Annotated in this window: 23 protein-coding genes and 1 pseudogene; 22 read left to right on the top strand and 2 right to left on the bottom strand. The window is 40.5% G+C overall.

Going from position 1 to position 22,362, the window contains the following annotated elements; all coding sequences use genetic code 11:
* The first annotated feature begins 2 nt into the window (after positions 1 to 2).
* The 12 genes from queA (at position 3) to CARFE_RS0108905 (ending at position 9,421) form a co-directional block, all read left to right on the top strand.
* Positions 3 to 1,019, top strand: a complete 1,017-nt coding sequence (queA, locus tag CARFE_RS0108960; RefSeq protein WP_028052518.1) for a tRNA preQ1(34) S-adenosylmethionine ribosyltransferase-isomerase QueA — start codon at positions 3 to 5, stop codon at positions 1,017 to 1,019.
* Between the two features lie 11 nt (positions 1,020 to 1,030).
* A complete protein-coding gene (tgt, locus tag CARFE_RS0108955; protein WP_154652753.1) occupies positions 1,031 to 2,146 on the top strand; it encodes a tRNA guanosine(34) transglycosylase Tgt in 1,116 nt (371 codons plus the stop codon).
* Between the two features lie 54 nt (positions 2,147 to 2,200).
* Entirely contained in the window at positions 2,201 to 2,479 is a 279-nt protein-coding gene (gene yajC, locus CARFE_RS0108950; RefSeq protein WP_051250254.1) for a preprotein translocase subunit YajC, read from the top strand.
* A 21-nt stretch (positions 2,480 to 2,500) separates the two neighbouring features.
* Positions 2,501 to 3,160, top strand: coding sequence for an HD domain-containing protein (locus CARFE_RS0108945; protein WP_011344420.1), 660 nt, complete (start codon positions 2,501 to 2,503; stop codon positions 3,158 to 3,160).
* Positions 3,161 to 3,229: 69 nt separating this feature from the next.
* Positions 3,230 to 4,456, top strand: coding sequence for a protein translocase subunit SecD (gene secD / locus CARFE_RS0108940; RefSeq protein ID WP_011344419.1), 1,227 nt, complete (start codon positions 3,230 to 3,232; stop codon positions 4,454 to 4,456).
* Between the two features lie 12 nt (positions 4,457 to 4,468).
* The gene (secF, locus tag CARFE_RS0108935; protein WP_011344418.1) at positions 4,469 to 5,332 is read left to right on the top strand and encodes a protein translocase subunit SecF; all 864 of its coding nucleotides are present in this window, start codon (positions 4,469 to 4,471) and stop codon (positions 5,330 to 5,332) included.
* An 84-nt stretch (positions 5,333 to 5,416) separates the two neighbouring features.
* The gene (locus tag CARFE_RS0108930) at positions 5,417 to 5,692 is read left to right on the top strand and encodes an ACT domain-containing protein (protein ID WP_011344417.1); all 276 of its coding nucleotides are present in this window, start codon (positions 5,417 to 5,419) and stop codon (positions 5,690 to 5,692) included.
* An 11-nt stretch (positions 5,693 to 5,703) separates the two neighbouring features.
* Positions 5,704 to 7,062: a PFL family protein gene (locus CARFE_RS0108925; protein ID WP_028052515.1), complete on the top strand. Its 1,359-nt coding sequence runs from the start codon at positions 5,704 to 5,706 to the stop codon at positions 7,060 to 7,062.
* Positions 7,063 to 7,099: 37 nt separating this feature from the next.
* Complete coding sequence (locus tag CARFE_RS0108920) at positions 7,100 to 7,381, top strand: DUF5665 domain-containing protein (RefSeq protein WP_028052514.1); 282 nt, start codon at positions 7,100 to 7,102, stop codon at positions 7,379 to 7,381.
* Positions 7,382 to 7,404: 23 nt separating this feature from the next.
* The gene (locus CARFE_RS14860; protein ID WP_051250253.1) at positions 7,405 to 8,046 is read left to right on the top strand and encodes a yteA family sporulation protein; all 642 of its coding nucleotides are present in this window, start codon (positions 7,405 to 7,407) and stop codon (positions 8,044 to 8,046) included.
* Between the two features lie 17 nt (positions 8,047 to 8,063).
* On the top strand, positions 8,064 to 8,498 hold the full coding sequence (gene lspA, locus CARFE_RS14855; RefSeq protein WP_034541970.1) for a signal peptidase II: 435 nt from the start codon (positions 8,064 to 8,066) through the stop codon (positions 8,496 to 8,498).
* Positions 8,499 to 8,503: 5 nt separating this feature from the next.
* Positions 8,504 to 9,421 (top strand): RluA family pseudouridine synthase, encoded by a 918-nt coding sequence (locus tag CARFE_RS0108905; protein ID WP_028052513.1) that lies wholly within the window; start codon positions 8,504 to 8,506, stop codon positions 9,419 to 9,421.
* On the opposite strand, the gene CARFE_RS0108900 is transcribed toward CARFE_RS0108905, so the two are convergent.
* Positions 9,418 to 9,879, bottom strand: coding sequence for a bifunctional nuclease family protein (locus CARFE_RS0108900; protein WP_028052512.1), 462 nt, complete (start codon positions 9,877 to 9,879; stop codon positions 9,418 to 9,420). The two genes, CARFE_RS0108905 and CARFE_RS0108900, sit on opposite strands and share 4 nt — an antisense overlap.
* Before the next feature lie 206 nt (positions 9,880 to 10,085).
* On the opposite strand from CARFE_RS0108900, the gene pyrR reads away from it, so the two are divergent.
* The 9 genes from pyrR (at position 10,086) to pyrE (ending at position 20,195) form a co-directional block, all read left to right on the top strand.
* A complete protein-coding gene (gene pyrR, locus CARFE_RS0108895) occupies positions 10,086 to 10,637 on the top strand; it encodes a bifunctional pyr operon transcriptional regulator/uracil phosphoribosyltransferase PyrR (protein WP_028052511.1) in 552 nt (183 codons plus the stop codon).
* Positions 10,638 to 10,736: 99 nt separating this feature from the next.
* Positions 10,737 to 11,675 carry an aspartate carbamoyltransferase catalytic subunit gene (locus CARFE_RS0108890; RefSeq protein ID WP_028052510.1) on the top strand — a complete coding sequence of 313 codons (939 nt, stop codon included), beginning with the start codon at positions 10,737 to 10,739 and terminating at the stop codon, positions 11,673 to 11,675.
* On the top strand, positions 11,665 to 12,951 hold the full coding sequence (locus CARFE_RS0108885) for a dihydroorotase (protein ID WP_051250259.1): 1,287 nt from the start codon (positions 11,665 to 11,667) through the stop codon (positions 12,949 to 12,951). The genes CARFE_RS0108890 and CARFE_RS0108885 overlap by 11 nt, the downstream gene beginning before the upstream one ends.
* Position 12,952: 1 nt before the next feature.
* Complete coding sequence (gene carA, locus CARFE_RS0108880) at positions 12,953 to 14,041, top strand: glutamine-hydrolyzing carbamoyl-phosphate synthase small subunit (RefSeq protein WP_028052508.1); 1,089 nt, start codon at positions 12,953 to 12,955, stop codon at positions 14,039 to 14,041.
* Entirely contained in the window at positions 14,034 to 17,228 is a 3,195-nt protein-coding gene (gene carB, locus CARFE_RS0108875) for a carbamoyl-phosphate synthase large subunit (protein WP_028052507.1), read from the top strand. The genes carA and carB overlap by 8 nt, the downstream gene beginning before the upstream one ends.
* Before the next feature lie 11 nt (positions 17,229 to 17,239).
* Complete coding sequence (locus CARFE_RS0108870) at positions 17,240 to 18,007, top strand: dihydroorotate dehydrogenase electron transfer subunit (protein ID WP_028052506.1); 768 nt, start codon at positions 17,240 to 17,242, stop codon at positions 18,005 to 18,007.
* On the top strand, positions 18,004 to 18,927 hold the full coding sequence (locus tag CARFE_RS0108865) for a dihydroorotate dehydrogenase (RefSeq protein ID WP_028052505.1): 924 nt from the start codon (positions 18,004 to 18,006) through the stop codon (positions 18,925 to 18,927). The genes CARFE_RS0108870 and CARFE_RS0108865 overlap by 4 nt, the downstream gene beginning before the upstream one ends.
* Positions 18,920 to 19,642 (top strand): orotidine-5'-phosphate decarboxylase, encoded by a 723-nt coding sequence (gene pyrF, locus CARFE_RS0108860; protein ID WP_028052504.1) that lies wholly within the window; start codon positions 18,920 to 18,922, stop codon positions 19,640 to 19,642. The genes CARFE_RS0108865 and pyrF overlap by 8 nt, the downstream gene beginning before the upstream one ends.
* Positions 19,629 to 20,195 carry an orotate phosphoribosyltransferase gene (pyrE, locus tag CARFE_RS0108855; protein WP_034541963.1) on the top strand — a complete coding sequence of 189 codons (567 nt, stop codon included), beginning with the start codon at positions 19,629 to 19,631 and terminating at the stop codon, positions 20,193 to 20,195. The genes pyrF and pyrE overlap by 14 nt, the downstream gene beginning before the upstream one ends.
* Here pyrE and CARFE_RS0108850 read toward each other — a convergent pair.
* Positions 20,126 to 21,877, bottom strand: a complete 1,752-nt coding sequence (locus CARFE_RS0108850; protein WP_028052502.1) for an Rqc2 family fibronectin-binding protein — start codon at positions 21,875 to 21,877, stop codon at positions 20,126 to 20,128. The genes pyrE and CARFE_RS0108850 overlap by 70 nt on opposite strands.
* 219 nt (positions 21,878 to 22,096) lie before the next feature.
* On the opposite strand from CARFE_RS0108850, the pseudogene CARFE_RS14850 reads away from it, so the two are divergent.
* A pseudogene (locus tag CARFE_RS14850) lies at positions 22,097 to 22,362 on the top strand (IS200/IS605 family accessory protein TnpB-related protein); the annotation flags it as partial.

The raw sequence follows: 22,362 nt of genomic DNA, 5'->3' as shown, positions 1-22,362 counted from the left end.
TGATGAAGCTTAAGGATTTTGATTACTACCTTCCCGAGGAACTGATTGCCCAAACTCCCCTGGAAAAAAGAGATGAATCGCGGCTTTTGGTCTTAAAACGCCAAACCGGTGAAATTACCCATGATGTATTTAAAAATTTAAAGAGATATTTGGTGCCCGGTGATTTGTTAGTAGTAAATAAGACGAGGGTCATACCTGCCAGACTTTTTGGGGTACGTGAGCAGGGAGGAGAAGTGGAGATCCTCTTGTTAAAAAGGATGAACTTCAGGGAGTGGGAGGTCCTGGTGAAGCCCGGAAGGCGTGCCCGGGTTGGCACCAGGCTTATTTTTGCACCCGGGGTTTTAGAAGGAGAAATTGTGGCCCAAACGGAAGTGGGAAGGATAATTAAATTTAGCTTTCAGGGAGTATTTGAAGAAATTTTAAATCAGTTGGGGCAAACTCCCCTTCCGCCTTATATTAAAGAAAAATTAAAAGACCCGGAGCGCTATCAAACGATTTATGCTAAAGAACCCGGGTCGGCGGCTGCCCCTACGGCAGGATTACATTTTACCAGGGAATTAATTTCCGAACTAAAAGATTACGGGGTTGAGTTTGCCGAGGTTTTACTTCATGTGGGGCTGGGCACTTTTAAACCGGTAAAGACGGAAAATATTTTAGAACACAAGATGCACGAAGAGTATTATGAAATTGAAAACGAGGCCGCGGAAAAAGTAAATAAAGCAAAAAGAGAGGGAAGAAGGGTCATTGCTGTTGGAACCACGGTGGTAAGGGTGTTAGAAAGCGTTGCCGATAAAGGACAGGTAGCTCCTGCCAAGGGTTATACCGACCTCTTTATATATCCAGGATTTAATTTTCAAATCATCGACGGTTTAATTACTAATTTTCACTTACCAAAATCAACCCTGCTCATGCTGGTTTCTGCTTTTGCTGGCAGGGAAAAAGTTCTCAATGCTTACGAAATTGCTGTTAGATTAAGGTATCGCTTTTTTAGCTTTGGTGATGCCATGTTAATAATTTAAGGAGGTTTATGATGTTTTCTTTTAAACTGCTAAAAAAAGACCCCAATACCAGAGCGAGACTTGGACTTTTAAAAACCTTTCATAATGTGGTGGAGACTCCGGTTTTTATGCCTGTTGGTACCCTGGCAACGGTTAAGACCATGAGCCCAGAAGAGTTAAAGGGTATCGGAGCTCAAATAATTTTATCCAATACCTATCATTTATATTTACGGCCAGGGGAGGAGCTTATTGCTAAAGCCGGAGGTTTACATAAATTCATGAACTGGGACCGGGCTATCTTAACCGATTCGGGTGGTTTTCAGGTGTTTAGCTTGGGACCGTTGCGGACAATTAGTGAGGAAGGTGTCACTTTTAAATCCCACATTGATGGGAGCACGCATTTTATGAGCCCGGAAAAGGCGGTAAAAATTCAAGAAGCTCTTGGTTCAGATATTGCTATGGTTTTTGATGAATGTGCCCCGTATCCGTCCGAATATTCTTATGCTAAGGAAGCAATGAAGCGAACTTACCGCTGGGCAAAAAGGTGTAAAGAAGTTCACCGCCGGGAAGACCAGGTGCTTTTTGGGATTGTTCAAGGAAGCATTTACCCCGATTTAAGGGTGGAAAGTGCCAAGTATTTAACGGAACTTGATTTTCCGGGATATGCTGTTGGTGGATTAAGTGTCGGTGAGCCAAAACCTTTAATGTATGAGATGTTAGAAGTTTTGGAACCGCATTTACCCCAGGACAAGCCCCGTTATTTAATGGGGGTTGGGTCTCCGGATGCTTTAATTGAAGGGGTAATCCGGGGTATAGATATGTTTGACTGCGTCTTACCCACCAGGATTGCCCGCAATGGAACGGTTTTTACCAGGTATGGTAAATTAGTGGTAAGAAATGCTGCTTACAAAGAAGATTTTCGTCCAATTGAAGAGGACTGCCAGTGCTACACCTGCCGCAATTACAGCCGGGCTTACATTCGCCATTTGTTACATAATGATGAGGTGCTTGGAATTCGCCTGACAACTATCCATAACCTCCATTTTTTAATAAACTTAATGAAGGAAATCAGAAAAGCAATTAAAGAGGAGAGGTTGTTGGTTTTTGCCCGAGAATTTTTACAAAATTATGAGCAGGGAAAAGATTAAAAAAGTCGAATATAGTTTTAGGTGTTTTTTATACAATAGAAGGGGGTAAGATAAATGTCCAGTAAGATTTTTACACCACAAGTAGTAACAATTATTTACCTTGTAGTCTTCTTTCTCATTGTCTATTTTTTTATGATTCGACCGCAAAACCAAAGACAAAAGCAGCATCAGGAATTTTTAAATGCCCTTAAAGTGGACGACAAAGTATTAACGGCGGGAGGATTAATTGGTGAGGTAATTAAAATTAAAGAAAAAACGGTGGTTCTTAGATTATCCGATAATGTAAAGGTAGAAATTTTAAAATCTGCGATAACCGGACCGTACAAGGAATAATTCAAGCTGGGTGATGGCTCTGTGCTGACCTTGGCCGATGTAAAAAAGGATCCGATGGTGGAAGCGTTCATAAAGAAAAGTAACGAACATCTTGGAACCCTCGGGTATACCGAACACGGGTTTAGACATTTGGGGCTGGTTTCGGCAATTGCCAAAAACATTTTGGACCGTTTGGGCCATCCCGAGCGGGAAGGAGAGCTGGCAGCAATCGCTGGATATCTCCATGATATAGGAAATGCTATTAATCGCCAGGAACACGGTTTAACCGGAGCGCTTTTGGCTGCGCAAATTTTAGAAAGGCTTGGGATGGATTATGAAGAGATAGCCATTGTTATTTCTGCCATAGGCAATCATGAAGAACAGTATGGCCAGCCGGTTAATAACGTTGCTGCGGCCCTGATCTTGGCGGATAAGTCCGATGTTCACCGGTCCCGGGTGAGGAATCAGGATCCTGCTACTTATGATATTCACGACCGCGTAAATTCTGCGGTAGAGCACTCTTTTGTCTGGGTAAACGAACAAAAAAGAACGATAACTTTGGAATTAATAATAAATACCGAGATTTGTCCGGTAATGGAGTATTTTGAGATTTTTCTAAGCAGAATGGTATTATGCCGGAAGGCAGCCGAGTTTTTAAAATGTAAGTTTGAGTTAGTGATAAATGGCACAAAATTGCTTTAAGAAATTGACAATTAGATGCAAGCAAAAGTATAATAGCTTTGTTAATGTCAACAGAGGAGGAATTTGGGAGTGAGGTTAGGTAAATTTACCCTATTTAGTGGCGTATTAATTTTAATCTTGATCCTTGGATGGTATACATTTTTAGGTTTTGGAGCGGTCAAGCCCTTGGTAAAATATACCACCTTGGGACTTGATTTGCAAGGTGGAGTGCACGTGGTATTTCAGGCCAAGGAGCTTCCCGGCAGTCCAGTTAACGACAAAACTATGCAGAGTACCATTTCCATTATTGAAACGCGGGTAAATGAATTGGGTATTTCAGAACCCATCATTCAAAAGCAGGGAAAAGATCGAATTATTGTGGAAATCGCCGGCTATAAAAATCCCGAGGAAGCGGTAAGAACTTTAATTAAACCGGCGGTGCTGGAGTTTAAATCGCCTGAAGGGGAAGTTATTGTTTCGGGTAAAGATTTAAGGGATGCCATTGAAGCCAAAGACCCCAATACCGGCTTAGCCGAAGTGGATCTTACTTTTAATGCTGAGGGTGCGAAAAAATTTGCTGACTTTACTACTAAAAATGTTAATCGCAATTTAGGTATATACCTTGACGGTAAGCTTTTGCAAAATCCAGTTATTAAGGAACCGATAACGAACGGTAAGGCACGGATAACCGGATACAAAGATTTAGAGGAAGCCCATCGCATTGCTGTTTTGCTTCGTTCTGGTGCTTTGCCTTTAAAACTTGAGATTCTGGAAAAGAAGGTTGTAGGTCCAACTTTAGGGGCCGATTCTTTAAGACGTTCGGTAAGAGCAAGTATTATAGGCGTGATAGCCATCTTTGTGTTTATGATTTTATATTATCGTTTTCCCGGATTTATCGCTGATTTTGCGCTAATTTTATACGCAACTATTGTTTTAGGGGTGATGATTGCTCTAAAGGCTACTTTAACTTTACCCGGAATTGCAGGTTTTGTTTTGTCCATGGGTATGGCGGTTGATGCGAATATTTTGATTTTTGAGAGGTTAAAAGAAGAATTGAGAATGGGTAAAACTTTACGGTCAGCTATCGATGCCGGTTTTAAACGGGCCTTTTTAACGGTTTTTGACTCCAACGCTACCACCCTTATTGCCGCCGTAATCCTCTACTTCCTGGGTACCGGGCCAATTCGGGGATTTGCGGTTACCTTGAGTATCGGTATCATCGCCAGTATGTTTACGGCAATTACCTTTACCCGCTGGCTGTTGTTCTTAGCGGCAGATTCTAAAGTCGTTAAAAATCCTAAACTGTACGGGGCATAAGGGGGTAAGGCCATGTTTCACATCATAAAGAATAGAAAATACTGGTATATAATATCACTATTAATTATTGTTCCCGGGATTATTTCCCTTTTTATTCAGGGTCTTAATTGGGGTATAGACTTTACCGGCGGAACGATTTTAGAAGTAAAGTTTAGCAAAAATGTAGTTTCCCAGGACATCAGAAATGTTATAACCCAAATGGGGTTTAAAGTTAGCTCAATTCAGTTAACCGGTGAAGGAAATTATCTAATTCGTACTGAAGAGTTAGACACGGTGAAAAGGGATGCTGTAATTAAAGCTTTGGAAGATAAACTGGGGAAGGTAGAGGTTTTACGTGAGGACCGGATTGGGAGCGTTGTTAGCCGCGAATTGCTGCAAAAAGCTTTTTTGGCTTTATTAATTGCTTCGGTGTTAATGTTACTTTATATTACCTTTCGCTTTGAATTTTACTTTGGGGTTGCGGCGATTATTGCTTTACTTCATGACGTATTTGTTACCATCGGGCTTTTCTCGATATTTCAATGGGAAGTGGACAGCAGTTTTGTGGCTGCGATATTAACGATTATCGGTTATTCCATTAACGATACCATTGTTATCTTTGACCGAATTAGGGAAAATCTGAAGAAACGGGAAAAGGGAGAGGCCTTAGATGATCTAATAAACAAAAGCTTGTGGCAAACAATGGCTCGCTCGATAAATACGGTATTAACGGTTATCTTTGTTTTGGTTTCCCTGTTGCTTTTTGGAGGTTCAAGTATCAAAGTATTTGTTACTGCCATGTTAATTGGGGTAACCAGTGGTGCTTATTCATCGATATTTAATGCAAGTCCCATTTGGTTTGATTTAAAACGCTTGAGTTCAAAGAGAAAAAATTAAAAGAATAAAAGTATAAAACACGAGGTTTGCGCCTCGTTTTTTTTTAAAGTTGAAAAAAATATAAAAGAGAAAGGGGTAGTTAAATTGCAGGAAAAAGCTTTAATTACGGTTATCGGTGAAGATCGGGTAGGAATAATTGCAAAAGTGGCTACTCTTTTAGCTGAGGCTAACGTTAATATTTTGGATATCAGTCAGACCATCACCGGTGGACTCTTTACCATGATTATGATGGTAGATATTACTCACTGTAACCTTGAGTTTGAAGCGTTAAAAAAGTCTTTGAGTGATTTGGGAGCACAATTAAATTTAAAAATTGAAATTCAACATGAAAATATTTTTCGAGCTATGCACCGAATTTAGGGGGGGGTTAAATGTTTAACTTTGGAGAAATTTTAGAAACTCTTAAAATGATTCAGGAGGAAAACCTGGATATCAGAACGATCACATTAGGAGTAAGTCTTCTGGATTGTGTCGATAGCAGTATCGCGAAAACCTGTGAAAACATAAAGCAGAAAATCAGAGAAAAAGGGCAGTACTTGGTGGAAACTGCCAAGAAATTAGAGATAAAGTATGGAATACCGATTGTCAACGCCCGGGTTGCGGTTACCCCGATTTCGCTGTTAGCAGGGGGATTTACTGAAACCGAAACGGTTAAAATAGGTTATGCTTTAGAAGAAATTGCGCAGGAAATTGGGGTAAATTTTATCGGTGGATTTTCGGCGTTAGTACATAAGGGCTTTACAAAGGGGGACATAAATGTATTAAATACTATTCCCCGGGTACTGGCGGAGACGGAACGGGTATGTGCTTCAATCAATGTGGCGACCACCAGAGCAGGGATTAATATGGATGGAATTAATTTTTCGGCACGCATAATAAAGGAAACGGCTGAACGGACCAGAGATAAGGATGGACTGGGATGTGCCAAAATTGTAGTCTTTGCCAATGCCCCGGAGGACAATCCTTTTATGGCTGGAGCTTTTCATGGAGTGGGTGAAGCGGATTACGTTGTTAATGTTGGGGTAAGCGGTCCGGGTGTGGTCAAACGGGTTGTAGAAAAAATTCCTGGAGCGGACTTGGAGGAACTGGCCAATGAGATTAAGAAAACGGCCTTTAAAATAACCAGGGTGGGGGAGTTAATCGGTAAAGAAGCGGCAAAAATGTTAGGGGTAAAATTTGGCATAGTTGACTTATCCCTTGCACCAACTCCTGCCATGGGTGATAGTGTTGCAGAGATTATTGAAGCTATGGGCTTGGAGTATTGCGGTGCGCCGGGGACAACGGCTGCTTTAATGATGTTAACCGACGCGGTAAAAAAGGGAGGTGCTATGGCGTCGTCCATGGTAGGTGGCTTATCCGGTGCATTTATTCCCGTGAGCGAGGATATGGGGATGGTTCGAGCGGTTGAGGTAGGCGCGCTCAATATTGAAAAGTTAGAAGCGATGACTGCGGTTTGTTCGGTTGGCCTGGATATGATAGCTATCCCCGGTGAGACACCGGTTTCGACCATTGCGGGTATTATTGCCGATGAGATAAGTATTGGCGTTATTAATGGAAAAACCACCGCGGTACGCATCATTCCGGTCCCTGGGAAAAAAGCTGGCGAATATGTGGAATTTGGCGGCTTATTGGGCCGTACTGTCATAATGGATGTCAATCGGTTTAGCAGTGAAAAATTTGTAATGCGCGGCGGACGAATTCCTGCTCCCATCCAAAGTTTAAGAAATTAAGTAACCGGTTATAATAATTTTGAAAGTAGGGGTAAAGGTGGAGCGGGATAACATCGCCGAAGCTGTCGAGAAATTGGTAGTGAAGTTAGAGCAGGTGAAAATCAAGGAATATGTTGAAATGTTAGAAAATCCCGGAAGACTTATTTTTTTAAATTTTCTTTTGGGGATTGGGCGGGGGATTGGGGCTGCTATTGGATTTTCTGTGGTAAGTGTAGTTTTAATTTATCTTTTAAAGCACTTACTGGTTTTGAATCTACCGGTTATCAGTGATTTTATCGCTAAAATTATTCAGTTAGTTAATTTAAGACTTGGGTATTAAACGCAAAAAAGGAGTTAGTTATAATGGATATTGCAATATTTAAGAAGATGCTTTTAAAGCAAAAAGAGGAATACGAAAAAAGGCTTTTAGAATTAAAGAAAAGTGAAGAAAATCCTTTTTTTGAGAGTACCCAGGAACTTTCTTTTTACGATAATCACCCCGGAGATTTAGGCAGTGAAAGTTTTGAAAGAAGCAAAGATTTGGCCCTTATCGATAATCTAAAATTAAAGTTAAGACAAATTGACGAAGCTATAGCCCTGATAAATCAAGGAAAGTATGGCCGCTGTATAGATTGTGGCCAGAAAATTCCAGTTGACAGGCTTTTAGCTAATCCTGTAGCAATTCGTTGTGTTGCCTGCCAAAAACGAGTGGAAGAAAGAACTGTACCTTCTATAAGACCGGTAGAAGAACAAGTGCTTTCACCTTTTATGGAAAAATTTAATCATGATAATACTTCCCAAGCCCTTTTTGATGGAGAAGATTCCTGGCAGGCGGTGGCAAATTTTAATACCCGGGAGAATATTTTTTATGAAGATTTGCCGCCCGAAGAAGAAAACAGCAGCACCGATGAGGTAGATTCTATTCCTTTTGAAATTGGGGATGATGGAGTTATTTACCAAAACATTAAAGGGGTAGATGATGAAAGTAGACCACAACACCGGTAAAAGTGAGGTTGGCGAAAGTGGTGTATTTTTTACTGCTTTCTTTTGGCTTTTTTTTATTGGACCAATTGTCAAAATATTTTATTATAAAAAATTTTGCCCTGGGGCAATCGGTTAAAATACTTTCCTTTTTCAGCATTACTCATGTAAAAAATCCGGGGGCAGCATTTAGTATGTTACCCAATCAACGAGGAATATTTATATTAATAACCATTTTTGTTTTAAGCGGAATCTTAATTTATTTGGTAACTACCGGTAATAGAAATCGTTTTCTTTTAACATCATTAGCTCTTATTTTTGGTGGAGCTCTGGGAAACTTTTACGACCGTCTGACGCAGGGACAGGTGACGGACTTTTTGGATTTTCACTTCTGGCCTGTATTTAATTTGGCCGATAGTTTTATTACCATAGGGCTTTTGCTTTTTACCTATCAGTTTTTGCTGAAAAAGGAGTAGCAAAAATGGATACAGAAATAAAAGTAGTGGTAAATTCAGAGTATAGCGGTTTACGACTGGATAAGTTTTTAGCTGAACAGGAAGAATTGGAATTATCTCGAAGTTTTATTAAAAAGTTAATTGAGGAAGGAAAAGTTACGGTAAATGGATTACATCGCAAAGCAAGTTATAAAGTAAGGGGAGGAGAGATTATAGCGGTTTTACTTCCTCCTCCCCGCGAACTATCGGTTAAACCCGAAGAAATTCCGTTAGACATTGTTTATGAAGATGAGGATTTGGTTGTGGTAAATAAAAAAGCGGGCATGGTGGTTCACCCGGCTGAAGGAAATTGGGATGGAACTTTGGTGAATGCCCTTTTATATCATTGTCAAAATTTATCGGGCATTGGTGGAGTGCTGCGACCGGGTATTGTTCACCGTTTGGACAAAGATACTTCTGGTTTACTGGTGGTGGCGAAAAATGACCTGGCCCATCAGTCATTAGCAGAACAAATTAAAGAGAAAAAAGCTGTTCGGGAATACTGGACAATTGTCCATGGTTATTTGAAAAATAAAGAAGGAATTATTGATCTTCCTATTGGACGCCATCCCAGAGACCGCCAGAAGATGGCGGTAGTTTCCAACGGAAAAACTGCCCAGACGGTCTATAAGGTTTTAGAAGAGTTTAATAAGGGATTTACCTTAATTCAGGCTAAACTTTTAACGGGACGTACTCATCAAATCCGGGTTCATTTTAGTTACTTGGGTCATCCGGTTTTGGGAGACCCAAAATACGGACCCCAGAATAATCCTTTTGGGGTCAAAAGACAAATGCTTCACGCTATAAAGCTATCTTTTATTCATCCCCGTTCTGGAGAATTACTTGAGTTTACCGCTCCATTGCCGGAAGACTTTCAAAGGGTGCTTGCAAAATTAAGGGGTTAATTAAGAGATTTTTTCCATTCCTCTATTAACGGTTGGAGCTCTTTTTCCAGGTCATCCGGTAAACTGGTCACAGGATAGGTGGATAATTCTACTTTTTCGGTAATGTAAATGGGAGCTTTGAAATATATTGCCAGGGCAAGTCCGTCATTGATACGGCAGTTATAAAACTGTTCTTTCCGACCTTTTTTTAATGATAATACAGAAAATACTCTATCGGCAAAGATGTCGGTAATAGTTAGCTCCTTAACTTTTAAGTTATTTGTTTTGATAATTTCTAAAAGAAGGTTATAAGTTTCCGGTTGTTCAGGAATAAAGTTTTCCAAAGAAAAAAGAATAGGTTCTAATTCTTTGGGAGTAAAAAATAAAGGAAGGACAAATTCCTGATTTTCATCAATAAGTAATACAACTGGATTCATATCGCTATCAAAGACTATTGTTTGGAACGCTACTTTTTTCATGCTTGGTACCTCCTTCTTTAAAACATTTATTTTCGCCTTTTGTGAGATAATTTCCTTCTTGACAAAGAAAAAAAAAGTTGTTACTCTTAGTATAACTGAATGACCTTTAAACTGGTCCTGTGAGGCTAGTAAGGGTTTAATAAGGCAATACTAAACCTGCACGCGCCTCACGTGTGCAGGTTTTAAATTTATATGGAGGGGTATAAATGGGTTTAAAAACTAAAGCTAAAATTATGGATGAAGACGGGATTAGACGGGCAATACGGCGTATTGCGCACGAAATTGTGGAGAAAAACAATGGCGTGGAAAATTTAGCCTTAATTGGGATAAGGAGACGGGGTGTGCCTATTGCCCGGAGGATAGCGGAAGAAATTAAGCAGTTTGAAGGGGTAGAGGTCCCTGTGGGGATCCTGGATATTACTCTTTACCGGGATGATCTCTCGTCATTGAGCCATCAGCCGGTGGTACACCAAACGGAAATTAATTTTCCGGTAACAGGGAAAAAACTTGTTTTAGTGGATGATGTTTTATATACCGGTCGTACCGTGCGGGCAGCTTTGGATGCCTTAATGGATTTAGGGCGTCCTATGTTAGTGCAGCTGGCGGTTTTAATCGACCGGGGTCACAGGGAGATTCCGGTTCGAGCTGATTATGTAGGTAAAAATGTTCCAACCTCAAAAAAGGAAGTAATTCATGTGCATTTAGCTGAAATCGATGGGGACGAAGCGGTTTATATAATGGAAAAAGAAGATGAATAAAAGGCGACCCTTTTAAATAGGTCCTGAGAGGCCTAAAAGGGGTTGACGGGTTTTGTTAACTCCCGGAGGCCTCCGGGAGTTTTTTTATAAGGAGGTAATATGGTGAAACGGAAACACTTGCTTGGTCTTCAAGAATTAAGTAAAGAAGAAATTAATACTATCTTAGATATTGCCCGCCCGATGCGTGACATAATAATGCGGGACATAAAGAAAGTTCCAACATTAAGAGGGAAAACGGTTGCAACCCTTTTTTACGAACCTTCAACCCGTACCAGAAGTTCCTTTGAGTTGGCCGCCAAATTTTTAAGTGCCGACACACTGAGTATCAACGTTAGCAGTTCCAGTGTGCAAAAAGGGGAATCACTCATTGACACCATCCGGACTTTGGAAGCAATGGGCGTGGAAATCATAGCCGTACGTCACCAGCAGTCGGGAGTTCCCAAGTTTATTTCTCTCAATACAAAAATGTCGGTTATTAACGCCGGGGATGGGTTTCACGAGCATCCAACCCAGGCCTTGTTAGATTTATTTACCATAAAGCAAAAGCTTTATAAAATTGAAGGTTTAAAAGTGGCAATAATTGGTGACATTTACCACAGCCGGGTGGCTCGCTCTAATATTTGGGGGTTAATCAAATTAGGGGCCGAAGTAACCGTTTGCGGTCCTCCTTCTTTAATACCGGTGGAAATCGAAAAACTTGGGGTAAGAGTAGAAATAAATCTTCAGCGAACTCTGGAGTGGGCTGACGTTGTCAATGTGTTACGAATTCAAAAAGAACGGCAGGATGCAGGATATTTAACGACCTTAGATGAATATCGCGACTGGTATGGTTTAACCCAGGAAAAGCTGGAAAAATTAAAAGGTAAAAAATTGCTTATTCTTCACCCGGGGCCGATGAACCGTGGTGTAGAAATTGACGATTATGTTGCCGATAGCCCTAATGCGGTGGTAAATGAACAGGTTACCAATGGGGTAGCGGTCAGAATGGCGGTTTTATATTTGTTAGCCGGGGGGAACGAAAGTGGGAATGTTGATTAAAAACGGTAATGTGGTAATGGTTGAAGACGGGAAAATAAGAAAAATGGATGTCTTGATAGACAAAGGTATCATAGTTGAAATTTCCCCTGAAATCAACCGCAGTGATGTTGAGGTAATTGACATTGAAGGAAAATTTTTAATTCCCGGATTAATTGATATGCACGTTCATTTCCGGGATCCAGGATATACCCACAAGGAAGACATTCATTCCGGAAGTAACGCCGCTCTGGCCGGGGGGTTTACCGGTGTTTTAATGATGCCCAATACCGACCCGCCACCGGACAATGCGACGGTTATTTATTACTGGAAGGAAAAAAGCAAAAGTATTCCTCTAAATATACTTTTTTCCGGATGCATTACTAAAAATAGAGCAGGAAAAGAGCTTAGTAAATTTTATGAACTAAAAGAGGCTGGGGCTGTGGCTATTACCGATGATGGGAACTGGGTTGCCGATGGTGCTGTATTCAGACATGCTATGGAATATGCTGCTGCCCTCGACCTCTTGGTAATAACTCATGCTGAAGAACCGACAATTGCCAACCGGGGAGTTATAAATGAAGGTTACTGGTCTACCGTACTGGGGTTAAGGGGCATACCGAAAGCAGCGGAAAACATTGCAATATACCGGGACATTGAAATTGCCAAAATGACTGGAGCAAAACTTCATGTTGCTCATTTAAGTACGGCGGAAGGGGTGCGGTTGGTGGCGGCTGCGAAAAAACTTGGTCTTAAAGTAACGGCTGAAGTTACACCGCACCATTTAGTTTTGACCGATGAAGCTTTAGCCGGGTACGATACTAATTTAAAAGTAAATCCCCCGCTGCGCGAGGCAGAAGAGCAGAAAGCTTTACTTAAAGGTTTGTTAGAGGGGGTAATAGATGTTATAGCTACTGATCATGCTCCCCATGCTTCCTATGAAAAAAATGTAGAGTTTAACGATGCACCTTTTGGGATTGAAGGGTTAGAAACGGCTTTTCCGGTGTTGTATACCGAGCTGGTACTCAAGAAAAAGATTACATTAGAAAAGCTCCTTTTAAAAATGACGGTTAATCCAGCAAAAATCTTACAGCTGCCAAAGCAGGGAGATATAAAAAAGGGAAATTATGCTAATTTAACAGTAATAGATCCAAAGCTTACCTTAAAGGTAAGCGAAGAGTTGCTGGTTGGAAAGTCAAAGAATAATCCTTTTCTCGGGAGAACATTAACCGGTTGGCCAGTAATGACCATTTATCAGGGTATAGTGGCCTATCAGCGAATATTGAAAGGAGTGCAGTAGCTTGCCAAAAGGGATACTGATTTTAGAAGACGGATCTTGCTATGAAGGAGAAATTTACGGGTATGTTGGGGAAAATTTTGGGGAAGTAGTTTTTAATACGGGAATGACCGGCTATCAGGAAATATTAACCGATCCTTCCTATGCCGGACAAATAGTTGTCATGACTTATCCATTAATCGGTAATTACGGTTTTATACCCGAAGATAAGGAACGGGAAAAAAGCTTTGTACGCGGGCTGGTGGTCCGGGAATTGTGCGATTTTCCCAGTAACTGGCGCCAAAAAGAGCGATTAGAACACTTTCTTAATGAGGAAAAAATTGTTACTTTAGCGGGGGTAGATACCCGGGAAATTACAAAGAAATTACGCTTGTACGGAGTTATGAAAGGAATCATTTCAGCTTTTCCGGAAAAAAGGGCGGAATATCAGGAAAAAGTTAAGCTGCTCCCGGATATTTCTGGACAAAAACTTGCCTATCAGGTGGCAGGAGACGAGGTTCTTCATTATCCAGGCCAAAAACCGCGGGTAGTACTTGTTGACTATGGCGCAAAAAATAGTATTTTGCAATCGTTGTTAAAAAGGGGAGCAGAGGTTTTTGTTGTGCCTCCTCTAATGCCTGCTGAGCAAATATTAGCCTTAGCTCCCCAGGGGGTAGTGCTTTCTAACGGCCCTGGTGATCCCGCGGATTTACAGGAAAGTATTTTTGTCATCAGGCAATTAATTGGCAAGCTTCCCATTTTAGGAATATGTCTTGGACATCAACTTTTAGCTTTGGCCCACGGAGCTCAAACCTACAAATTAAAATTTGGCCACAGGGGTAGCAATCATCCGGTAATTGAAACGGAAAGTAAGAGAGTTTTCATAACTTCTCATAACCACGGTTTTGCTGTGCGGGAAGAAAGCTTAATTGGAACCGGTCTTGAGATCTGGTTTCGCAACTTAAATGATAATACCATTGAAGGCCTGCGAAGTAGATATAGTAAAATTCTTTCGGTACAGTTTCATCCGGAGGCGGCACCGGGACCCAATGATGCAGACTTTATTTTTGATTTGTTTTTAGAAATGATTGACAAGGGGGACAGCTATGCCTAAAAGAACAGATATTCAAAAAGTTATGGTAATTGGTTCGGGACCAATTGTCATTGGACAAGCAGCAGAATTTGATTATGCTGGCACCCAGGCCTGTAGAGCGTTAAAAGAAGAAGGATATGAAGTGGTGCTGGTAAATAGTAATCCGGCAACAATTATGACCGATGCCAATATTGCCGATAGGGTCTATATTGAACCATTAACTGTTGAATTTTTAGAAAAAGTAATAATTCAAGAAAAGCCGCAGGGAATAGTTGCTACTTTAGGAGGACAGGCCGGTTTAAACTTAACGGTAGAATTGTTTGAGCGAGGAATCTTGCAAAGGGAGAGCGTTCAGGTCCTCGGAACGCCCCTTGAAGCTATCAAGAAAGCTGAAGACCGGGAGTTATTTAAGGAAACCATGTTAGCCATTGGCGAACCGGTACCGGAAAGTACCATTGTAACCAATGTTGAGGATGGCCTTAATTTTGCACGCAGTATTGGCTATCCGGTAATAATTCGTCCTGCTTATACTTTGGGAGGTTCCGGTGGCGGAATTGCCCATAATGATGAAGAGTTTAAGGAAATTTGCCAGAGAGGTCTTAAGCAAAGTTTAATTCAACAGGTTTTGGTGGAAAAAAGTGTTGCCGGCTGGAAGGAAATTGAATACGAAGTTCTAAGAGATGCGATGGATAATGCCATTATAGTTTGTAACATGGAAAATATCGATCCGGTAGGCGTGCATACCGGCGATTCAATAGTGGTAGCTCCTTCCCAGACTTTATCCGATAAAGAGTACCAGCTTTTGCGTAATGCTTCGCTAAAAATAATTCGGGCTCTTAAGATAGAAGGGGGCTGTAATGTTCAATTTGCTTTAGATCCAAAAAGCTTTAAATACTATGTTATTGAAGTAAACCCGCGGGTTTCCCGTTCTAGTGCATTGGCGTCAAAAGCTACCGGCTATCCCATTGCTAAAGTTGCGGCAAAAATTGCGGTGGGTTTAACTTTACCGGAAATAACCAATGCGGTAACCGGTAAAACCACAGCAGCTTTTGAACCGGCTTTGGATTACGTGGTGGTAAAGATTCCCCGCTGGCCCTTTGATAAGTTTCGGACAATGGATAAAAGAATTGGTACCCAGATGAAAGCCACGGGAGAGGTAATGGCCATAGATCGAACTTTTGAAGGGGCATTGAACAAAGCATTACGTTCCTTGGAAATTGGAGTTTATGGTCTTTCCAAGAAGGGTTTAGACCTTACAAAGCTTGAGGAAAAGTTAAAATACCCCGATGATGAAAGGCTTTTTTACCTGCGGGAGGCGATAATTCAGGGTTATAGCCTTGAAAAGCTTTCGGAACTTACGGGGATTGACCAGTTCTTCTTAAAAAAGATTGAAAATATTGTACGTTTTGAGCAAAAAATTGCCCGCGAAGACCTAACAGCAGAACTTTTACTGGAAGCAAAGAAGCTCAATTTTTCCGACAGGGAAATTGCGGCTCTGAAAGGCTTGACGGAAGGGGAAGTTCGAAATTTAAGAGAAAAATACGGAATAAAACCGGTTTATAAAATGGTTGACACCTGTGCCGGGGAATTTGAAGCCAAAACTCCGTACTTTTATTCCACCTATGAAAAGGAAAATGAAGCTAAGGAAACTTCAGGCAAAAAAGCTATTGTTTTGGGTTCCGGACCTATCAGGATAGGTCAGGGAATAGAGTTTGACTACTGTTCGGTACATGCGGTCTGGACTTTAAGAGAGGAAGGGTACAAAGCAGTAATTATTAATAACAACCCAGAAACGGTCAGTACCGATTTTGACACATCCGATCGCCTTTATTTTGATCCTTTAACTTTTGAGGACGTTAAAAATATCATTGATCATGAAAAGCCGGAAGGAGTAGTTGTGCAGTTTGGAGGACAGACTGCCATAAATTTAGTTAAACCTCTTGCTCAGGCAGGGATCAAACTGTTTGGCAGCAGTGTGGAGGCCATTGATACGGCCGAAGACCGGCAAAAATTTGACGCTTTTTTAAACTCCTTGGGGTTAAAACGACCTGCAGGTAAAGGTGTTTTTGCTATTTCGGAAGCCGTGCAAACGGCTAAAGAAATTGGATATCCGGTGGTGGTTCGCCCATCTTACGTTTTGGGTGGCCGGGCAATGGAAATTGTTTATAATGAAGAGGAACTTAAAAATTACATGAAGTGGGCAACCCAAATTTCTCCGGAGCATCCGGTTTTAATTGACCGTTACTTGGAAGGACTGGAAATAGAAGTGGACGCGTTAGCGGATGGGAAAGAAGTGTTTATACCCGGGATTATGGAGCATATTGAACGGGCGGGAGTTCATTCCGGAGATAGTATAGCGGTTTATCCGACTTTACATTTAGATGCCGAGATGATCGATAAAATTTACGAGTATACCTGTAAAATTGCTTTGGGGTTGGGGATTAAAGGACTTTTAAATATTCAGTATGTGGTTTACGAAAACGAATTATATGTTCTTGAGGTTAATCCCCGGGCAAGTAGAACGATACCGTTTTTGAGTAAAATTACCGGAGTTCCCATGGTTAAAATTGCTACCCTATTATCCTTAGGGAAAACCTTACGAGAAGTTGGTTATCAAGGAGGAATTTTACCCACGAGAAATTTATGGGGTGTAAAAGCTCCGGTCTTTTCCTTTGCCAAGCTTACCAACTTAGATGTAAGTTTAGGACCGGAAATGAAATCGACGGGAGAGGTTATGGGAGTTGCCCAAACTTTTCCCGAAGCATTGTATAAAGCTTTGATTGCTTCAGGAATTAAAGTTCCATTAAAAGGAACCGTCCTTGCTACCATAGCCGACCGGGATAAGGAAGAAGCATATGCTATCATTAAAAAATTTGCCGATTTAGGGTTTAGAATTTTTGCCACCGAAGGAACGGCAAACTTCCTGACAAGCAAAGGGTTAGATGTAGTTAAAGTGAAAAAACTTTCGGAGGGAACGTATAATATTCTTGACTTACTGCGGGATGACCAAATTCAATTGGTGATCAACACGCTCACCTCTGGAAGTCAGCCGGAAAAGGAAGGCTTTAGAATTCGCCGTACTGCCGTTGAGCTGGGCGTTCCGTGTCTTACTTCCTTAGATACGGCCCGGGCGATGGCCAATATGCTGGAATATTTAATCGACAAAGAAGAAGAAATTAAAGTTTATGCCCTTCAAGATTATCATTAAGGAGAGAGTTTATGCAGGATCTAAAAGGTTTAGTGGTGGAAAATATCCCTATTACAAAAGAAATCTATAAGCTGCAAGTTTCCGTACCGGAGGAAATATTGCCCGAAATTGTTCCGGGAAGTTTTGCCATGGTAAAGGTTGAAGCTAAAGGGGTGTTTTTGCGTCGCCCCTTTAGCTTTGCCGATGTGGATTTGAAAACTGGTTTGGTTACTTTTTACATTAAAACGGTTGGCCAGGGGACAAGAGCTTTACGGGAATTACCTCCCGGTCAGGAAATAAGGATGCTGCTTCCCTTGGGGCGGGGTTTTACAGTAATGCCCGGGAAAAGCCTGCTGGTTGCCGGAGGCATAGGGATTGCTCCGTTAAAATTTTTGGCTAAGGAAATTACCAAAAACGGGGGAGAAGTCCGCATAATTTATGGCGTGAAAAATACTGAAATGTTTATTCCGGAAATTGTTAATGCTTTTGAGGATGTAGAAGTTTACGCGGAAGTTTCAGGACTGGGAAAGAGAGGTTTGGTGTTAGATGGGCTTAAATCCACAGATCTTTCCACTTATAACCAGATTTATCTTTGCGGCCCCGAGGCTATGTTAAAAGCGGCAAAACCAGTATTACAGAACTATTCAGGACTGATAGAAGTTTCGCTGGAAAGCTTTATGGCGTGCGGGTTTGGAGCGTGTCTTGGATGTGCTGTTAAAGTTTTCTCCAACAATGAATTTGTCTATAAAAAAGTTTGTAAGGACGGTCCCGTATTTAACTTTAAGGAAGTGGTTTTATGAATCTAAAAGTTAAAATTGGCGAGCTTACTTTAAAAAATCCGGTGATGCCGGCCTCGGGAACCTTTGGTTTTGGCTTAGAATTTAAAGATATTTTTGACTTAAAAAACTTGGGAGCGTTAGTGGTAAAGACTATTACCAAAAATCCCCGGTTGGGGAACAGACCACCGCGGGTTTATGAAGTATCCTGCGGAATGATTAATTCAATTGGACTGGCCAATCCCGGGTGGGATTATTTTTGTGAGAAAATTTTACCGCAAATAAAGGACTTAAATGATATTTTAATTTTAAATATTGCCGGGGAGAGTGTTGAAGAGTTTCAATATTTAGCTCGGGAAGCTCAACGGTTTGACGAAATAAAAGCCTTAGAATTAAACGTATCTTGTCCCAATGTCAGTAAAGGTGGCATTGCTTTTGGGACCGATTTGGAAGCTTTAAAACAAATTGTGTCTTCCGTTAGAAAAATATATAGCAAAACTTTAATAGTAAAACTAACTCCAAATGTTACAGATATAACCGTTTACGCTAAAGCTGCGGAAAATGCGGGAGCTGATGCTTTAACCCTGATTAATACTTTTACCGGCATGGTAATTGATGTAAAAAGCAAAAAACCAGTATTGGGCAACAAGCACGGCGGGGTTTCGGGCCCGGCAATTCGACCCATGGCTGTAAAGATGGTTTATGATTGCTTTAAGGCGGTTTCTATTCCAATTATTGGGGTAGGAGGAATAGATAGCAAGGAGGCAGCCCTGGAATTTTTCCTGGCCGGAGCAACCGCCATTCAGGTCGGCAGCCAAAATTTTGTCGAACCGGGCTTTATGCCGCGGCTTATAAGGGAACTGGAAGAGTATTTACAGGAGGAAAATATTGAAAGTATTGCTAAATTAACTGGACTTGCCCATCGGGGGGAAGAAAATGTCTGAAAGATTAATTGTGGCGTTAGATGTTTCTGATAAGGAAAAAGCAATGGATATAGTTGAAGAGTTAAAGGATGTGGTTTCCTTTTTTAAGGTTGGGATGGAGTTATTTTACCGGGAGGGGCCTAAATTAATAGATGACCTAAAAAATTTGGGGCTGAAAGTATTTTTGGATTTGAAACTTCACGATATTCCCAATACCGTAGCAAGAGCATTAAAAAACTTAATAGACTTAGAAGTTGATATGGTTAACATCCATGCCCTGGGTGGAAAAGAAATGTTAAGAGCAGCATATTTGGTAAAGGATGAGGCATTAAAAAGAAAAGGCAAAGCCCCAATAATTCTCGGGGTTACTGTTCTTACCAGCATGAATCAGGAGAGTTTGGAGCAAGTTGGGTTTAAAATTAAACTATCTCAATTAGTGGCAGTTTTAGCTAAAGAGACCAAAGAAGCTGGTTTGGATGGGGTTGTGGCTTCGGCTCAGGAAGTTGCTTTAATAAAAAGTATTTGCGGTACGGAATTTATCACCGTAACTCCTGGAATTCGCCGTTTTGAAGATGCTAATTTTGACCAGAAGCGAGTATTAACTCCTAAAAAAGCTCTGGAGCTTGGAGCGGATTACTTGGTGGTGGGAAGGCCGATTATTGCTGCTTCCAACCGCAGATTGGCCGCCCAAAAATATTTGGAAGAGATGGAAGGTGTTTTGCATGGAGCTTTATAAGTTATTTTTAGAAAAGAAAGCGCTTTTAGAAGGACACTTTAAATTGTCATCTGGATTGCACAGCAATAAATACTTCCAGTGTGCATTATTAACTGCAGAGCCGGAAATTGCTGAGATGCTATGTAAAAACCTTGCTCAAAAGCTTAGAGCTGATAAAATAGAAGCTAATCTTGTAATCGGCCCGGCAATTGGGGGCATTATTTTGGCTTACGAAATGGCCAGGGCGTTAAAGGTCAAAGCATTTTTTGCCGAAAGGGAAGAGGGCCAAATGCGGCTTCGGCGAGGTTTTACGGTAAAACCTGATGACAAAGTTATAGTTGTTGAAGATGTGGTTACTACCGGTGGATCCACCAGGGAAGTGATGGATTTAGTGCAGAGCATGGGTGGTGAAGTGGTAGCGGTAGCTTCCCTGGTAGACCGCAGCGGCGGCAAGGTAGATTTTGGCGTTCCTTTTTACCCGTTATTAAAGGTAAATGTAGAAACTTATTCGCCGGAAAACTGCCCTCTCTGTGCTGAGGGAGTTCCCGTGGTTAAGCCGGGAAGCCGAAAATGAAGTAGTGATAGATCCGGGTCAACGTAAATTGTTTTTTCCTGACGGTATATTACAAATCCTGGTTTTGCTCCGGCTGGTTTTTGGACATGTTTACGCAAAGTATAATCTACCGGAATTTTTTTGCCGTAGCGGGCGCGGCTAAAAGTGGCTGCTATAACGGCAGCTTCCAGCAACGACTGTTGATCCGGCTCGCCATCGGTTTTTAATATAACATGCGCTCCCGGAATATTTTTAGCATGAAGCCAAATATCGTTGTCTTTGGCTACCTTAAAAGTTAAATAATCGTTTTGCCGGTTACTTTTTCCTACAAAAACTTTTAAACCCGATGAAGTAGTAAAGGTTAAAAAGTCCAGATGCTTATCTTTTACCTTTTTAACTTTTATATTATTTTCTAAACCCAACTCTTGCTTGATATCTTCTAACACTTCTAAAGTTTGGGCGTCATCAATTTGAAATTGAACAGTCTTGAAGTAATCAAGCTCTTCCAGAGCGAGATTTAACTGATTTTGGGCTGAAATAAGCCCATTTTTTGCTTTATGATATTTTTTATAGTAAAATTCAGCATTTTCTACCGCCGATTTTCCGGCATCCAATGGGATTTCTACTTCCTGCCCGTCCCAGTTTGGAAGCTTTACTATTGAACTTCCTTTAGTAATGTGCTGCTTGTAGGTTAAGAGTAGATCGCCAAAATTCTTAAACTGCTCGGCATTACTGTATTCTTTAACCTTGATTTTTAATTCATTAATGCGTTCCTGGAGGTTTTTAATTTTTTTAGCAACTTTAGCACTGAGAGAATTTTTCAGGTTCGCTATTTCTCGTAGTTCACGGAAATATAAATAATATTCTTCACATATTTCGTTGGCTGTTCCGGGTTTTTTTGCTAAGTTTTCTAATGAAGCAAATTCAAAGGGAGCCGGATAGTAAGGTATTCCTTCTTTATAATATAAAACGGGTTTTGGTTCTTTCTCTGTTAAAGAAATTAATGTAAAATACAAATCTTCTATTTGTTTTGAACTTAATTCTCTGCCAGGGGTTTTAACGTTTAAATTACAGTGGAAAAAAACCTCGTTTAATAACAAATTTCCAAGACCAACAATATTTTTTTTGAAAATTTCCCCCAAGGTTAAATTAGGATTTTTCAAAAAAAGCGTTTGAAATTTTTCCAAAGTTAACTGATGGATTAATAAAACTTCCGGTTGGGGAGGGGGAATATATGGTTTACCGGGAAGGACTTCCCGATACCGGCTTTGGTTTTCGCCATAACGTTTAATGCCATCAATAATTGTCTGGTCGTGATTAACGAGGATAAGATTACTGTGTTTACCCATGATTTCAACAAATAAATACACTTTATCATTGGTTTTGGGGTCCAAAAACTCCAAACAGACATTCCGTTCCCAGGGCTCTAAATTTATTTTAAAAAGCCTTTTCCCCAAGAGAATGTTTTGACAACTGTTTAAAAAAGGAGTAGTAGTTTTGGAAGACGAAAAAAAGGTTTTGGTTAGAAAAATTGCAGCTAAATCATTATTAGCGGAAAGATACAAAAATTTTTCTTTTTCTTTTGGGTGAAAAAAATTTATTAAGATTGATAAATTATCGGTAAACGCTATTCTGTCTACCCGATGGCCAATTATTGTTTGTGATAACTCTTCCACCACTGCTTTTAATAAAAGATAGTTCATAACTCCTACCTCCCATCCTATCGTAACGATATTTTTTCTTATTGGCAAGTATACAGTTTTTCTTGAAATAGCGAGGTTGACGAATAAATATAAAAAAATTTATTATAAAAAAAATGGATTTTTTAGAGGCAACAACAGTTACGCTAAACAATACAAAAAAATAGTATACTAATACTTATTCAGTAACAGATTAAAGTAATTGTACAAAATCGTAAGGTTGTGAAAACTTTGAAACAAATCATTACGATTCAGGCACGGTTATTCCCGAAGACAGAGGAGAAAAAAGCTTTAAATAACTTAATGCGAAAATGGAACTCCTGCAAAAGATATGCTTATAACCGTCTGCTTGAAGGAAAAACCCGAAAAGAACTCAAGAAAGAACTGCAACAAATGTTTAACCTAAATTCCAGATATGTAGACGATGCTATACTTGAAGCCAGCGAAGTTTTGCAAAGCACCAAAGAACTTGGAGAAAACCCTCGTAA

This window comes from Carboxydothermus ferrireducens DSM 11255 (assembly GCF_000427565.1).
Lineage (GTDB): Bacteria > Bacillota > Z-2901 > Carboxydothermales > Carboxydothermaceae > Carboxydothermus > Carboxydothermus hydrogenoformans.
This window is presented reverse-complemented; position numbering and strand designations above follow the sequence as displayed.

Bases quoted from the DNA above. Each gene is read 5' to 3' on its own strand.
- queA (WP_028052518.1), top strand. From the start codon at position 3: ATGAAGCTTAAGGATTTTGATTACTACCTTCCCGAGGAACTGATTGCC.
- tgt (WP_154652753.1), top strand. From the start codon at position 1,031: ATGTTTTCTTTTAAACTGCTAAAAAAAGACCCCAATACCAGAGCGAGA.
- yajC (WP_051250254.1), top strand. From the start codon at position 2,201: ATGTCCAGTAAGATTTTTACACCACAAGTAGTAACAATTATTTACCTT.
- secF (WP_011344418.1), top strand. From the start codon at position 4,469: ATGTTTCACATCATAAAGAATAGAAAATACTGGTATATAATATCACTA.
- CARFE_RS0108925 (WP_028052515.1), top strand. From the start codon at position 5,704: ATGTTTAACTTTGGAGAAATTTTAGAAACTCTTAAAATGATTCAGGAG.
- CARFE_RS14860 (WP_051250253.1), top strand. From the start codon at position 7,405: ATGGATATTGCAATATTTAAGAAGATGCTTTTAAAGCAAAAAGAGGAA.
- CARFE_RS0108905 (WP_028052513.1), top strand. From the start codon at position 8,504: ATGGATACAGAAATAAAAGTAGTGGTAAATTCAGAGTATAGCGGTTTA.
- CARFE_RS0108900 (WP_028052512.1), bottom strand. From the start codon at position 9,879: ATGAAAAAAGTAGCGTTCCAAACAATAGTCTTTGATAGCGATATGAAT.
- pyrR (WP_028052511.1), top strand. From the start codon at position 10,086: ATGGGTTTAAAAACTAAAGCTAAAATTATGGATGAAGACGGGATTAGA.
- CARFE_RS0108890 (WP_028052510.1), top strand. From the start codon at position 10,737: ATGGTGAAACGGAAACACTTGCTTGGTCTTCAAGAATTAAGTAAAGAA.
- CARFE_RS0108885 (WP_051250259.1), top strand. From the start codon at position 11,665: ATGTTGATTAAAAACGGTAATGTGGTAATGGTTGAAGACGGGAAAATA.
- carB (WP_028052507.1), top strand. From the start codon at position 14,034: ATGCCTAAAAGAACAGATATTCAAAAAGTTATGGTAATTGGTTCGGGA.
- CARFE_RS0108870 (WP_028052506.1), top strand. From the start codon at position 17,240: ATGCAGGATCTAAAAGGTTTAGTGGTGGAAAATATCCCTATTACAAAA.
- CARFE_RS0108865 (WP_028052505.1), top strand. From the start codon at position 18,004: ATGAATCTAAAAGTTAAAATTGGCGAGCTTACTTTAAAAAATCCGGTG.
- pyrF (WP_028052504.1), top strand. From the start codon at position 18,920: ATGTCTGAAAGATTAATTGTGGCGTTAGATGTTTCTGATAAGGAAAAA.
- pyrE (WP_034541963.1), top strand. From the start codon at position 19,629: ATGGAGCTTTATAAGTTATTTTTAGAAAAGAAAGCGCTTTTAGAAGGA.
- CARFE_RS0108850 (WP_028052502.1), bottom strand. From the start codon at position 21,877: ATGAACTATCTTTTATTAAAAGCAGTGGTGGAAGAGTTATCACAAACA.